The organism is Methanosaeta sp. UBA356, assembly GCF_002496465.1.
GTDB lineage: Archaea > Halobacteriota > Methanosarcinia > Methanotrichales > Methanotrichaceae > Methanothrix > Methanothrix soehngenii.
On record NZ_DAKC01000123.1, the window covers coordinates 1 to 13,959 of the forward strand.

Genomic DNA, 13,959 nt, shown 5'->3' on the forward strand with positions numbered 1-13,959 from the left:
TCTTTAGGCCGGAGTAGTTTACTGCAAATAGTTCTCGATGCTAATCAGCTTCTCAGCATCGCTTTTGCTGATGCTCGCATCCGCCACCACCCTCTCCCGAACCTCGATCGATGCCTTTGCCCGTAAGGCCAGGGCCAGGCAGTCGCTGGGCCGGGCATCTATCTCATTTTTTTTAGAGTCGCTCTTGATGGTCAGCCGTGCATAGTAGATTCCCCCGTCCAGGTCATCGATCAGCGCATTGGTGATGCTGGCGGACAGGCTCTCCAGGGTGGAGATGAACAGATCGTGAGTCATAGGCCTGGGGGCCAGCTCTCCAGACAGGGCATGATGGATGGAGATGGCCTCGGACAGCCCCACGAATATGGGCACTATCCGTCCCTTCTCATCCTCCAGCAAAACCACTGGCGCGGGATTGCTCTCATCCGATTCCGCTATGTAAACCCCTTTGACCCTGACCGGGACTGGCGTTTCCATGAGATCCTCATGATCGTTCATCTTATAAAACTCCGACGATCAATATCCATCACGCCCTGTCTATGCCTATGTGCATGCATACGCCCTCGACATCCCAGTCCTTAATCAAAGAGCCCCGTATCTGCAGTCCCAGACCCATCTCCAGTTCTGCCGCCCTAACCTCTCCCGCGATGTGCTCTTTCCCTGAAACAACCAGATCGAGTATGGTCTTGCTCTCGATATCCACCACCGCTCGGATCTGATCCTCTACTCTCAGATCCAGCTCCTTTCTCATATCCTGAATGCGCCGGATGATCTCCCGGGCATAGGCCTCTGCCTCAAGCTCCGGGGTGAGGGCAATGTCCACATATACAAATCCCCGGGAGAACTCCGCGGCCGGCAGGTTCTCCGGTGGAAGCTCCCGGAATTGCACCATCTCTGAGGTAATCGCAAACTCCCGACCCTGATGCCTCAAGGCCGCCTGGCCGCTGCCGTCCAGATCGGCTTTAACCCCAAAGGGCTCAGCGGCTGCTATGGCCTCTACCACCAGCTTGGCCTCTCCCTTGTACACTGGCCCGATCTTCTTATGAACGGGAGCCATCTCCAGATCCATCCTGGGCTTCTCTCCTGGAGAGAGCACAGTAATCTTTTTGGAGTTGGTCTGCCCCCGGAGGACATCCTCCAGGCCCCCCAGGTCCAAAGCCTCTTTGGAGGGGGCGATTACAATCTCAGAAACCGGCCAGCGTAGCTTTCTCCCGCCCTTCTGCCGGGCATTGGAGGCGGCCATAGACACCTCCCTCACCAGATCCATGCTCTCCTCCAGGCGTACGTCTATCAGTCCCTTATCGCCCTCCAGCCAGTCGCACATATGAACTGAAGGCCTGGCATTCTCGTCCAGACCCCGCACAAGGTTCTGGTAGATGGACTCGGCGATGAAGGGGGTGAACGGAGCCATAAGCCTAGCCAGCTTCGTCAGCACCTCATAGATGGTAGCATATGCAGCAAGCTTATCCGGATCATCCTGCTCAATCCAGGTGCGGGGCCGGACCAGCTGGATGTACCAGCGACTCAGGTCCTCTAAGATGAAGTCGGATATGGAGCGGACGATGCGGTGAAGCTGATAGCCCTCCATCTCCGCGGTGATCTCTTCCGCCAGGCTGTTTACCCGGGAGAGGATCCAGCGATCCTCGGGACGCAGGCTGCTCTTGTAAAGGTCCAGATCCGCCCGTTTCAAGTCGAAATCGTCCAGAACCATATAAGGCAGGGCAAAGCGATAGGCATTCCAGAAGATATTGATCATCCGGCTGGTGTTCTCCACCGCCTCCCAGGAGAAGTGCAGATCCTCCCAGGGGGCATTGGCTCCCAGGACATAGAAACGCAGAATATCGGCACCGAATCGCTCCACCACCTCCTCCGGCTGGACGATGTTCCCAATGCTCTTAGACATCTTCCGACCCTGGTCATCTAAGGTGAAGCCATGCATGAGAACGCTCTTGTAGGGCGCCCGGCCAAATGATACCATTGAAGCCCCCAGCTGGGAGTAAAACCAGCCGCGTGTCTGGTCGTGCCCCTCGGTGATGAAATCCGCCGGCCACCATTCGCCAAACTCCTCCTCGTGGCTGGGGAAACGGAGGGTGGCCCAGGAGGCCACTGCGCTGTCAAACCATACATCGAAGACATCCGGTGAGCGCAACATCTTCCCCCCGCAGGGACAGTCCAAGACAATAGCATCCACATCCGGCCGGTGCAGATCAGCTATCTTTTTGCCTGACCTCTCCTCCAGCTCCGAGGCGGTTCCTATAACTTCCATATGGCCGCAGTCAGGACAGGTCCAGATGGGCAGGGGAATGCCCCAGTACCTCTGCCTGGAGATGCACCAGTCTCTGGCATTGCTTATCCAGTCGGCAAACCTCGCCGAGCCCGCCCACTCCGGATACCATGTCACCCGGGAGATCTCGTCGAGCATCTTATCCCGAAGATCGGATATCCGGAGGAACCACTGGCTGGTGGCGATGAATATGATGGGGGTCTTGCAGCGCCAGCAATGGCCGTAGCGGTGAGCAAGCCTTCCCTGGGCCAGGAGCTTATCCCTCTCTTCGAGATCTGCGATGACGTTGCTGTCCGCCTCCTTGACATACTGGCCCAGGTACTTCTCTCCCGCCTCGGCGGTATACCGTCCGTCCCCGCCTACCGGGCAGAATATCTCCAGATGGTGGTCCAGCCCGAGCTCATAGTCCTCAAGGCCATGTCCGGGAGCGATGTGAACGCATCCCGTGTTCTCAGCGGTGACGAAGTCTGCGGCGTATACGCCATGCTCTATATCTCTCTGCCTGGGCACCAGATCGAGCAGAGGATGCTCGTACTTCAGTTTCTGCATATCCTTGGCGGAAAGGCCCTGCAAAAGCTCGTAGTCCTGGTAGCGGCCCGTTTTGAGGACTGAATCGACCAATTCTGAGGCCATGATCAGGATCTCGGATTTGCCATCCTTCCAGGCCCTGACCCGAGAGTACTGGAAGGAGGGATTGACTGCCACCGCCACATTGGCGGGAATGGTCCAGGGGGTGGTGGTCCAGATCACTATGTAGGTGTTCTCCTCCCCGATCACCGGGAACTTGACGTAGATCGAGTAGTCGGTCTCATCCCAGTATTCCACCTCGGAGTCAGCGATGGCCGTCTGGCAGCGGGGGCACCAGTTGACCACCCTTGAGCCCCTTTCAAGAAGGTTATGCTCGTGCGCCTTCTTCAGCGTCCACCAGGCAGCCTCCAGATACTCGTTCTTCAGCGTCATGTAGGGGTCGTCCCAGTCCATCCAGGCCCCTAGAATCTTGAACTGGGCTGTCATGTCATCTTTCTGGCGGAGGGCGAACTCTTTGCATCTCTGGATGAACTTGTCCACCCCATAAGCCTCGATATCCTTTTTGTTGCGGAAGCCGAAGGACTCCTCTACCTTAACCTCAATGGGCAGGCCGTGCATATCCCAGCCCGCCCGGTCCTTGACCTCAAAGCCGTTCATAGACCGGTAGCGGAGCACGGCGTCCTTGATCACCTTGTTCCAGGCGGTTCCCAGATGAATGCGGCCTGTGGTATAGGGCGGCCCATCCACAAAGAAGAACTTCTTGCCGCCCAATCTCAATTCCCGAACTTTGCGGTAGCTATCCGCTCGCTCCCACAGCGATCTGACTTCATTCTCAAGATCTTGCGCATTATACTGTCCAGCCACCTCAGAGATCACTTGCAATCCTCCGAAAAACGATTTGCATGCATGTAGCACCTCTATATTTAGCCTTCGTTGTCCCATTATAGAGAGGAGATTTAGGGAGGAATATTGATATACAGATAGCCAAAACCAATAATTGAGGGGTTGTATATCAAAGAGGAGATCTGGATAGAGAAGTACCGGCCGGAGAGGCTGGACGATATTGTGGGCCAGGACGAGATTGTCCGCCGTCTGAAGTCCTATGTGAAGACGCGAAACCTGCCCCATCTTCTATTCTCCGGGCCGCCAGGGGTGGGCAAGACCGCTGCATCCATCTCCATTGTCAAAGAGATCTTCGGCGAGACCTGGAGGAACAACTTCATCGAATTGAATGCCAGCGATGAGCGGGGCATAGATATCATCCGCCACAAAGTCAAGGACTTCGCCCGGATGGCGCCCCTGGGAGAGGCGGATTTCAAGGTTATATTTCTGGATGAGGCCGATGCCCTGACCAACGATGCCCAGAGCGCTCTGCGCCGGACTATGGAGAGATACTCCGCTACCACCAGGTTCATACTCTCCTGCAACTACTCCTCCAAGATCATCGAGCCCATTCAGTCCCGCTGTGCGGTTTACCGCTTCAAGCCCCTCTCTCCTGAAGCGGTGACCAAGAGGATCAAGTTCATTGCCAGTGAGGAGGGACTGCGGGTTTCAGATGGAGGTCTGTCCGCTATAGAGTATGTCGCCGGCGGAGACATGAGAAAGGCAATCAACGCCCTGCAGGCGGCAGCTCTCTTGGGCGACGAGGTGGACGAGGAGACGATCTACCAGATCACATCCACCGCCAAACCGGAGGAGATCAAGAGCTTCATCAAGACCGCAATATCTGGAGATTTTGTGGGAGCGCGCGCAATACTGGATGATCTCCTGCTATCCAAAGGGCTCTCCGGCCAGGATGTGGTGATCCAAATCCACCGGGCTATGCTGGACTTGGATGATATCGCAGACAGGGATCGGGTAAAGCTCATCGACCGTATCGGAGAGATCGATTTTCGCATGACTGAAGGAGCAAACGAGAGAATTCAGCTCGAGGCTCTCTTAGCGTACTTCGCCCTGATGGCTTCAGAGCAGAGATGAGCAGCTGAATTATAATTCTGTAGCATATTGAACCAGTCAGGGGGCTCAGCCATTGAAAACCGGCATTCTGCTATGCATAAGAGCCGCTTTCAGCTCCTCAATTCTCACCGGTTTGGCTATGTAGTCATTCATCCCCGCATCGAGACACACCTCTCGATCCCCTTTCATGGCATGAGCGGTCATGGCGATGATGTAGGGCTGATGGCATGCGGTGCTGCGTATGCTCCTCGTGGCCTCCAGGCCGTCCATCTCCGGCATCTGCACATCCATCAGCACCACATCATAAGGCCTGCTCTCAAGTGCTGCCAGAACCTCCTGGCCATCAGCAGCGATATCAGCCGTATATCCCAGCCGCTCCAGCATTCTTATAGCGACCTTCTGATTGACCAAATTGTCCTCGGCAAGCAGTATTCGCAGGCCTTTTTGGATCTCTTGATCGGACAGATCGAGGGTCAGGTCAGGCCGATCCCCATGGAGCTTCGGATAAGGCTCGATGGAGGCCTCGGCCTGGATGGTGAAATAGAAGCTTGAGCCCTCTCCAGGAACGCTCTCCGCCCAGATTCCACCTCCCATCAGCTCAGCCAGATGCTTGCAGATGGCAAGTCCCAGTCCCGTGCCTCCATACTTGCGGGTGGTGGAGGCGTCTACCTGGCTGAAGGACTGGAACAGCCGGCTCATTCGGTCCTGGGATATGCCGATCCCTGAGTCCGTCACCCGGAACTGGATCTCATGGCCGTCCTCGACTGGAAGAGCGGATACATCCAACCGGACGAAACCCTTATCGGTGAACTTAACGGCATTTCCCAGGAGATTGACCAGTATCTGTCTGAGCCTGGTCATGTCGCCCATCAGATATCTGGGAACCTGCGGCTCGACTTCATAGCTAACGGAGAGGCCCTTGCGAGAAGCGTCCTCTGCCACCAGGTTCAATGAGGTCTCCAGGCATTCAATGAGGTCAATGCGCTCCTTCTCCAGCTCCATCATCCCTCCCTCGATCTTGGAGAAGTCCAGGATATCGCTAATAACCTTAAGCAGAGAGTCACCACTGCTGTGGATGGTCTCAATGTAGTCCCTCTGCACAGAGTCGATGTTGGTATTGAGAAGCAGGCTGGTGAAGCCTATCACCGCATTCATAGGGGTCCGGATCTCATGGCTCATATTGGCCAGGAACTCTGACTTGGCCTTCGTCGCCGATTCCGCCCTTTCTTTGGCATCGCGCAGGTCCTGCTCCACCTTCTTTCGCTCAGTGAGGTCGGTGCTCACAGAGATTATTCCTATCCGCCTTTGCCTATTATCGCATATCGTGCTGAAGATATACGAAGCAGGGAACCGGCTGCCATCCTTTCTTTTAACCAGGTACTCGCATTCCAGGTAGCCTTTGGCCAGGATCTCTTTCGTCACCATCTCCACGTTATATTTCATCTCCGGAGGAAGGATGGTATCTTTAATGGACGCGCCCAGCACCCCCTCCGCCTTCCACTGGTAGAGCGATTCAGCAAACCTGTTCCAGTATATGATCCTGCCATCGAAATCAGTAGCAATAACAGCATTTCTGACCTGGTCGAGCAATGAGGCCTGAAATGCCACCCTTTCCTCTGCCATCTTCCTCTCGGTGATATCCTGGCCCTGAGCAATGGTGGCAATGACACGCCTCCCGGCCTCATCATATATATTGGCCGAGTTCCAAAGGACGGTTCTCACCTCTCCATTCTGGTGGCATATGGGGATCTCCACTGCGTTCCAGCTTTCCCCGGAGAGGGTCCTCTCGATATAAGCGAAAGACTCCGTCCGGCTCTCATCGGGAAAGAGGATTCCCAGCGATCGACCCAAGACCTCATCCGCCCGCCAGCCTGTCAGCCTCTCGAAGGCATGGTTGAACCTGGTGATGCAGAAGTTGGGGTCCCAGACGATGATGGGGGCGTTGGCATGGCTGAGGAGATTATCCAGATAATCCCTGGTTTCCCGCAGGTCGGCTGCCACCCGCTTGAGCTCCTCGGAAGAGCGCTTTTTTTCAGTTATGTCGTTGCCGATGCACAGAACCTCTACAACCTCTCCCCGCTCGTTTTGGACTAGCCGGTGGGCCCAGGCAATCCAGACCAGCTCTCCATTGGATCTTATGTTCTCCGCTATATGAGTGGAGCATTCTTCTGGATTCTCCCTTATATGCCCGATTATCGCCTTGAGGTTGCAACCTATGCCTCCTGGTGGAAAGATGGTCTCGGTTACATTCCGTCCCAGGATATCCTCCTCATTGTAGCCGAAGAAATGCAGGCCGAACTTGTTGATGAACCTGATAGCTCCGCTGGTATCCACTCGGATGATGACGCTGCTTGAGGTCTCCACCAGCTCCCTGTACTTCTCCTCGCTCTCCCTGAGGGCGGATTCCGCTTTGAATCGGCCGATGAATCCTCCTATGGCGCTGGCCATGGTCATCAGTATGAAAGCCACACTCCAGCTCCAATCCCTCTCCAGCCTATAGTCCTCGAAACCGATGAAACCCCAGAATCGGTCGGTAGTGAATATGGGGACGATCATGAATGATCTCACCCCCATCGTCTCCAGCGGTCCCCTCGCCGACGGGGGCAGGTCGCGGGTTCTTCCCCGGATGGGCATTCCTCCGGAGAGGATCTGGAACCATTGGGGAATGGAGCTGTATGCCTCGTAGCTCAGATCTGGATGGCGAATCTTGGCCGAGCGTGCATCTCCATCATTGCCGGATATCCATTCATACCCAAGCGAGATCTGATCTCTTCCCTCCTCGTCCAGATAATGCTCAAATATGCAGGCCCTGTCCACATTGGCCGAGCAGCCCAGTATCTCCAGGGACAGATTAAGGGCAACATCCATCTCCCGAGAGATCAGGAGCTGGTTTGTAGCCAGGGCAGCTCCTGCCATGATCCTATCTCTCTCGCGCAGATCGTCATTTCGGCCTTGATGCTCTATCCAAAAAATTGCATTTTCAGAGGGAGGATTATTATCATGCACCTGCCCAGAAGAGGGATGCGCTTCTCTAAATGTGATTATGGATCTGCCTTCATAGCCCTTCCCCTGCATAGTAGCAATGGAGTACTCAATTCTCCTTCTCTGGAGATCGACATCTCCTCGATGGATCGGGCCATCAGCGCTCTTCGCGGTCTTTAGGATGCCTGAGCACAGGTCCTTCAAGACCCCGCCCTTGCCACAATTCAGCTCTTCCAGAGATCTTGCCATCCTCTCTGCAGCAGGGTTCGAATAGAGTATCTCCCCGGATGGATCGCAGATGCATATCCCATCCTCCAGTATCTCCAGGGTGGACTGAAACATCCTCTCAGGATTCATGAGATCGCCCCACCAGGACCGCCCGGACGGGAGCGGCCTCAGCATCTTTTATCTTCAGGGGAAGGCAGATCAGCCAGTATCTGCCAGGGGAAACGGCAATAAGATCGATCCCCTCCAGGATTAGAACGTCGTTTTTCAGCAGGATATTGTGAACGGGGAGGGATTCATCCTCATATCGATCCACTGAGATATAGTCGATTCCCACCAGGCTGGCTCCCAGACTGACGCATAACTCTGCTGCAGGGGGAGAGAGGGAGACGTATTCATCCTGGAATGTGGGGTTATGCATCAACCCCTGGAAGGAATTGCTGGTCTTAAAAAGGATGGCCTCACCTCTCTGGATATTGACATCCTGCAGCGCCTGGGCGGGGACGGCATCGATTTCCCGGACGGCGATCACCCAGGCAGGAGTGATGAACCTTTCCGGTGGATAGCTGTCCAGAGGGAAGCCGTCCCTCAGTATATGAGAGGGGAAGTCAATATGAGTTCCCGTATGGGAGCCCAAAGAGAGAACAGAGAGGCTATAGTTGGATCCCTTCCCAAGTCCCGCCATCCACTGCCTGGAGAAGGGACTGTCTCCGGGATAATTGGGAGCTATCTCTATCGGCGCGCTGATATCATACTGCTCTTTGCTTAGCAGCGCTTCATAGAGGCCAGGCACTGATGGCTGAGGCAATTGACATCCCAAATCTTTTTTGGCCTCTCTGTTCATAAATATTTCTGCCAATTGGCATCTTCAAAATAGGATATGCTTGCAGTGGCCATCCAAAAAAAGATGCACTGAATGGATATGTTCTCCCGGACCAATCCATTCTTGCCGGCACCGGCTGCTTTAGCCCTGCAGTTCCGGCGAGATCAATCATTATGGCTCTTCGCTGAATTATGTGGGTGAGTTAAGTCAGAGAATATGGCCTTTTGTTCCTCTGTGTCTCTATGTTTGGGTCAGAGCATAGCGTTTCACCACAGAAGGCACAAAAGATACAGAGTTTTTGCGATTCAAGTTCACCCATTCTAAATAGCGAGGAGCCATCATTATTTCTTGTCCAGGACCCGGATGAGGTGATAGCCAAACTGAGATTTGACCGGCCCGATGATCTTTCCTTTCTCCCCTTCGAAGGCGGCCTTTTCAAACTCCGGGACCATCCTGCCCTTGCCAAACCAGCCCAAGTCTCCGCCACTCTTGCCGGAAGGGCACTGGGAATATTTGCGGGCCATCTGAGCAAAGCTCTCCTGGCCGGATGCCAGCAACTCTTTGACCTCTAATGCCTTCTTCTCCGTTTTGCACAGGATATGTGCGGCATGGACTTCTTTCGTCATAGCACGGAGTTGATGGGGAGATGGGATAAAAAGATAGGGGTCTAGAGATCTGCTGCTGCAATCTCATGCACCATTCCCCGCTCGGCCCTTCTCCAAGACCGCCAGAAATATCCATTAAAAGCCTCTGGATAAAGCAGCAAGGCTAGGTTATTGCGTTGTCAAGGCTGGTATTGCTCAGGCACGGCCAGAGCCTCTGGAACCGGGAGAGAAGGTTCACCGGCTGGACAGACATCGATCTCTCTTTCCAGGGAATCGAGGAGGCCCGCGATGCCGGGCGGATCATGAAGGGAGCGGGCATAACGATTGATGTTGCCTATACATCCCTTTTGAAGCGGGCCGTCAGGACCATGTGGATAGTCCTGGGTGAGATGGACCTGACGCGGATTCCCGTCATCAAGAGCTGGAGGCTAAACGAACGCGCCTATGGGGATTTTGAGGGTCGGAGCCTGGATGAGGCGGAAGAACTGTATGGCGCTGAGCAGGTGCGAAGATGGCGCAAAGGATTTCTCCATCGTTTCCCTGCCCCTTCATCAGAATCCCTGAAGGATGTACAAGAGCGTCTTCTGCCCCTCTGGCAGGGCCAGATCGCAGCCGATCTGAAAAAAGGGAGAGGCGTTCTTGTGGTCTCCCATGGCAACACCATCCGTGCCCTTGTTAAGCATATTGAGGAGATCTCCGACCAGAATATCGAAGAGCTGGAGGTTCATACCGCTTCCCCCATCCTCTATGAGCTTGACGGCCGGCTGAAGCTCATGAAGCGCATCGATCTATAGCATATCGGAAATGGCATGAATTCGAGAGGGTTGCAGATGGCATACGATGTTATTCACATATCCATGGAGATGAAGGAGGAGCTGGTTGATCGATACACCAGCCAGGTGCTCTATGAGATAAAATCGGAGATATATGGATGCTGCATCAAGCTTTTGACCGGCATCCCATCGATCAAGGACGCCTGGGAGGAGAGCTTCTATTCGGCATCGCAGAGCATTCGCTCCCACGGCCGGCTTTATGTGATCAGGGATCAGGATGTGGGAGAGAATCAGGTCCTGTACAACCCCCAATCCAGAACGGCATTTCTGATCAACATGGACTATTACGGCTGGGTCAAGTCCCTGGCCCTGAGCGTGGCGGGAGATATCCTGGAGGATTATCACAACATCTATTCTGTTCATGGAGCCTGCCTGGATATGAGGGGTCAGGGGATATGCATATTAGGTGGATCGGGTGCGGGCAAGACCACCCATACCTACGGCCTGCTGCGCAACCCGCGGATGCGAGTGGTCTCTGACGACTGGTTCTTCGGAAGGATATTCGGTGATGATGTCTTAGCATATGGCTCAGAGAAGAACTTCTATATCCGGGCTGATCTGGCTGAGATCTGGAAGGAGTTTGCCGGTCTGGTTGATAAGGCGTCCTTTGATTCCAAGGGGCGAGCAGTGGTGGACCTCCGCCAGGCCATAGGAAAGGGGCGCATAATGCCCCTGACAACCATTGAGAAGGTGATCTTACTCAAGCGAGACCCTGAACAGGAGGAGATCGTACTCCCCTTGGAGGGGGATCAGGCTCTGGCTATTCTGGAGGAGAATGGCTACTATAATCCTCATCTTCTAGTGCATAACGAATTCAAGGCCAATCGGCGCAGCCGCTTTTTCCGGACGCTCTTTCTCCACTCAAGGGTGATTGAGGTGAACACCACCGGCACCCCCGAGGAGACTCAGAGAAGGATATTGGAGATCTTAGAGGAGAAATGAGATTGATCCAGGATTCTGTTCGAGACTGGTTTTAATGCTTTGCTCCTCTATATCGGGACGGAATGAGGCATTTCTCTCCCTCTCCTATGAGGTCTTTCCTTCCTATCCTCTCCAGCCCCTCCCGGACAAGATCGTAATTCCCTGGATCTCTGTACTGCAGCATAGCTCTTTGGATCCTCTTCTCCTCCCCCCGGGGAATGTGAACCGGCTGGAGGGTGAAGGGATCCAGGCCGGTGTAATACATGGCAGTAGAGATGGTCATGGGTGTGGGGGTGAAGTCCTGCACCTGCTCGGTGTACATGCTGTTATCGCGCAAATACTCCGCCAGCTCGACCATATCGGCAATGGTGCAGCCAGGATGGCCTGACATGAGATAGGGGAGAATATACTGCTCCCTTCCCGCCGCCTGCGAAGCCGCGCGAAACCTCTCCCTGAAGTCGTCCAGAACCTGGCGGGGAGGCTTATGCATGCACTCCGTAACCGTTCTGGAGATATGCTCCGGGGCGATCTTCAGGTGGCCGGAGACATGGTGCCGGCAGAGGTCCTCCAGATAGCCCGACCGGTCCGCCATCACCAAATCATGCCTAATCCCCGAGCCGACAAAGACCCTCCTCACCCCGGGAATGGCCCGAAGCCGGCGCAACAGCTCCACCTGGAGGGAGTGGTCTTTCTCTAGGGTGGGGCAGTCCGCGCTGCAGAGCCTGTCCGGACATGCCCCCTGCTTCCAGCGGGGGCAGACCAGGCCGTACATATTGGCAGTGGGACCGCCCACATCCTGAATGATCCCCTTGAATCCGGGCATAAGGACCAGCCTCTCTGCTTCCCGGACGATGGAGCTTATGCTTCTGCTCTGCACAATCCTTCCCTGGTGATGGGTGAGGGCGCAAAATGAGCAGGATCCAAAGCAACCCCGGTGGCTGGTGATGGAGAAGCGGACCGGCTCTAATGCAGGAATGGGCTCCCGATAGGAGGGATGGGCCTTTCGGCTATAGGGAAGTTCGTAGATTTGGTCGAGTTCTGCCGTACTGAGGGGAAGAGCGGGCGGATTCTGGATGACCACCGTCTTGGGATGGGGCTGGACCACCGCCCGGGCGTGATAGGGGTCCTGCTCCTTATAGTGGGCGGCAAAGGCTTGGGCGTACTTTCTCTTATCCCCCTTGACCTCTGCGAAGCCGGGGATGATAACAGCGTCCTGACGCCCAGCCTCTCGCCAGCGCCGCACCTCCTCTTTAACCGCGGTTCCGGGGACATCTCCGATCTGGGCGATCTCTTCCCCGGCATTCAGGCGCCGGGCCACCTCCAGGATGGGCTTCTCCCCCATGCCATAGACCAGAAGGTCGGCGGGGGCGTCCGCCAGGATGGACTGGCGGACAGAGTCCGACCAGTAGTCGTAATGAGCGAACCGGCGCAGGCTGGCCTCGATTCCTCCCAGGACGACAGGAACATTGGGAAAGAGGGAATGAACCCGGTTGGCATAGATGATCGCCGCCCGGTCCGGCCGGAGCAGGCGGCCGCCAGGGGAGTAGACATCCCGGCGGCGGCGCTTGAGGTTGGGGGTGAAGTTGTTGACCATGGAGTCCACGTTGCCGGAGGTTATGCCAAAGAAAAGGCGGGGCCGGCCCAGCCGGAGGAGGTCCTCATCTTTTTTCCAATCGGGCTGGGCGACAATTCCCACGGCGTAGCCCGCATCCCAGAGGACCCGGCCCAAAAGCCCTGCCCCGAAGGAGGGATGGTCCACATAGGCATCTCCGCTGACGAGGATGATATCGAACTGCTCGATGCCGAGGTTTTTTGCCTCCTGTATAGATATGGGCAGGAAAGAGGGTTGCTTTATCATGTCAGCTTATGGAAAGGCCTTGGGGCAACATATACCCTTCGAAGGCAGGTTTAGTTATCAATTTTAATTGGCTTAAGCAGTTTAATGGGATTTAATTATCATTCCATTCCTGTACGGAACACAGGGTGACGCAAGAGGTATCAGGACTGATTTCACATCTGCAAGTAAGTTATTCAAATATCCATAAAAGTTAGCTACGTAGTATGTGCATCTAACACAATCGATCAGGATGAGCCTGAGAGTTTGGAGTATTTTGCAGAGAAGATGCTTATTCCTAAATCCCGCGTAGGCCTGGAGAACCACCTCTCCAGCCGCAATCTGTGGATGGGCGTATAGGCGGACGACCGCTTCCGCTGGCAGGAAGATGGCTGGCAGATAAAGACAAGTGTATATGCCAAGCCCTCGTCTCCCGCAGCTTTGACAGCAACGCAGTGCTGCAGATCCAGATCGACATCAACGATGCCGTGCACCGCGCTCATGATGGGCTCTTCACAGTCCGGCCTGATGGGAAGGAGCAGAAATTATAATACAAAAGAGGACAATCTTTCATTCCAGATGAAGCTCAAGATCACAATCACAGGCCCTAAGGTCCACGACGTCGGATACCGGCCCTGGCTCACAGAGAAGGCTGTTGATCTGGCCCTCAGGGGCTTTGAGGTCTACAACGACGCAGAGGGCGATCTGCAGTCAGTCGTGGCCCTGGTGGATAGCGACAAAAGACGTGCCACCCAGTTCTTCGAGTTTGCCAAGGCCGAACTCCCGCCTTTAGCCAGGATTGACGATATAAGGTCAGAGCCCTACGATGAAGAGATACAACCTTTATGGCAGTCGGCCACCCCGGGGACATTTGTGCAGATAAACAAGGCTGTCCCTATACTCCAGGAGATGAGGGAAGATCTCCGGGAGGTTAAAACGAATACGAATCTCATCCCAGAGATCGCGGAGAA

Annotated in this window: 11 protein-coding genes; 5 read left to right on the forward strand and 6 right to left on the reverse strand. The window is 55.0% G+C overall.

Annotated elements, in window-relative coordinates; all coding sequences use genetic code 11:
* Positions 1–18: 18 nt before the first annotated feature.
* On the reverse strand, positions 19–495 hold the full coding sequence (locus BP727_RS11970; protein WP_013719125.1) for a bifunctional nuclease family protein: 477 nt from the start codon (positions 493–495) through the stop codon (positions 19–21).
* A 28-nt stretch (positions 496–523) separates the two neighbouring features.
* Positions 524–3,685: an isoleucine--tRNA ligase gene (ileS, locus tag BP727_RS11975; protein WP_286858998.1), complete on the reverse strand. Its 3,162-nt coding sequence runs from the start codon at positions 3,683–3,685 to the stop codon at positions 524–526.
* Positions 3,686–3,814: 129 nt separating this feature from the next.
* Here ileS and BP727_RS11980 point away from each other — a divergent pair, with 129 nt between their 5' ends.
* Positions 3,815–4,786, forward strand: coding sequence for a replication factor C small subunit (locus BP727_RS11980; RefSeq protein ID WP_013719123.1), 972 nt, complete (start codon positions 3,815–3,817; stop codon positions 4,784–4,786).
* Positions 4,787–4,831: 45 nt separating this feature from the next.
* Here BP727_RS11980 and BP727_RS11985 read toward each other — a convergent pair whose 3' ends face one another.
* The 3 genes from BP727_RS11985 to BP727_RS11995 all read right to left on the reverse strand — a co-directional run bounded on the left by BP727_RS11985 (position 4,832) and on the right by BP727_RS11995 (position 9,421).
* Positions 4,832–8,104: a PAS domain S-box protein gene (locus tag BP727_RS11985; protein WP_286858999.1), complete on the reverse strand. Its 3,273-nt coding sequence runs from the start codon at positions 8,102–8,104 to the stop codon at positions 4,832–4,834.
* Complete coding sequence (locus tag BP727_RS11990) at positions 8,094–8,765, reverse strand: cyclase family protein (protein ID WP_157863696.1); 672 nt, start codon at positions 8,763–8,765, stop codon at positions 8,094–8,096. Before BP727_RS11990 ends, BP727_RS11985 begins: the two co-directional genes overlap by 11 nt.
* A 371-nt stretch (positions 8,766–9,136) precedes the next feature.
* Positions 9,137–9,421 carry a peptidylprolyl isomerase gene (locus tag BP727_RS11995; protein ID WP_013719120.1) on the reverse strand — a complete coding sequence of 95 codons (285 nt, stop codon included), beginning with the start codon at positions 9,419–9,421 and terminating at the stop codon, positions 9,137–9,139.
* Between the two features lie 155 nt (positions 9,422–9,576).
* On the opposite strand from BP727_RS11995, the gene BP727_RS12000 reads away from it, so the two are divergent.
* Positions 9,577–10,194: a 2,3-bisphosphoglycerate-dependent phosphoglycerate mutase gene (locus BP727_RS12000; protein WP_013719119.1), complete on the forward strand. Its 618-nt coding sequence runs from the start codon at positions 9,577–9,579 to the stop codon at positions 10,192–10,194.
* Positions 10,195–10,230: 36 nt separating this feature from the next.
* The gene (locus BP727_RS12005) at positions 10,231–11,175 is read left to right on the forward strand and encodes an HPr kinase/phosphorylase (RefSeq protein WP_013719118.1); all 945 of its coding nucleotides are present in this window, start codon (positions 10,231–10,233) and stop codon (positions 11,173–11,175) included.
* Between the two features lie 31 nt (positions 11,176–11,206).
* Here BP727_RS12005 and BP727_RS12010 read toward each other — a convergent pair whose 3' ends face one another.
* Complete coding sequence (locus BP727_RS12010) at positions 11,207–13,012, reverse strand: YgiQ family radical SAM protein (RefSeq protein ID WP_273277995.1); 1,806 nt, start codon at positions 13,010–13,012, stop codon at positions 11,207–11,209.
* A gap of 320 nt (positions 13,013–13,332) precedes the next feature.
* Here BP727_RS12010 and BP727_RS12015 point away from each other — a divergent pair, with 320 nt between their 5' ends.
* A complete protein-coding gene (locus BP727_RS12015; RefSeq protein ID WP_276619457.1) occupies positions 13,333–13,539 on the forward strand; it encodes a hypothetical protein in 207 nt (68 codons plus the stop codon).
* 28 nt (positions 13,540–13,567) lie between these two features.
* Positions 13,568–13,959: acylphosphatase (locus tag BP727_RS12020; protein WP_286859002.1), on the forward strand; the 392-nt coding region annotated here is incomplete at its 3' end.

Excerpts from the sequence above, each read along its gene's own strand:
- BP727_RS11970 (WP_013719125.1), bottom strand. The coding sequence starts at position 495 with ATGAACGATCATGAGGATCTCATGGAAACGCCAGTCCCGGTCAGGGTC.
- BP727_RS11985 (WP_286858999.1), bottom strand. The coding sequence starts at position 8,104 with ATGAATCCTGAGAGGATGTTTCAGTCCACCCTGGAGATACTGGAGGAT.
- BP727_RS11995 (WP_013719120.1), bottom strand. The coding sequence starts at position 9,421 with ATGACGAAAGAAGTCCATGCCGCACATATCCTGTGCAAAACGGAGAAG.
- BP727_RS12005 (WP_013719118.1), top strand. The coding sequence starts at position 10,231 with ATGGCATACGATGTTATTCACATATCCATGGAGATGAAGGAGGAGCTG.
- BP727_RS12010 (WP_273277995.1), bottom strand. The coding sequence starts at position 13,012 with ATGATAAAGCAACCCTCTTTCCTGCCCATATCTATACAGGAGGCAAAA.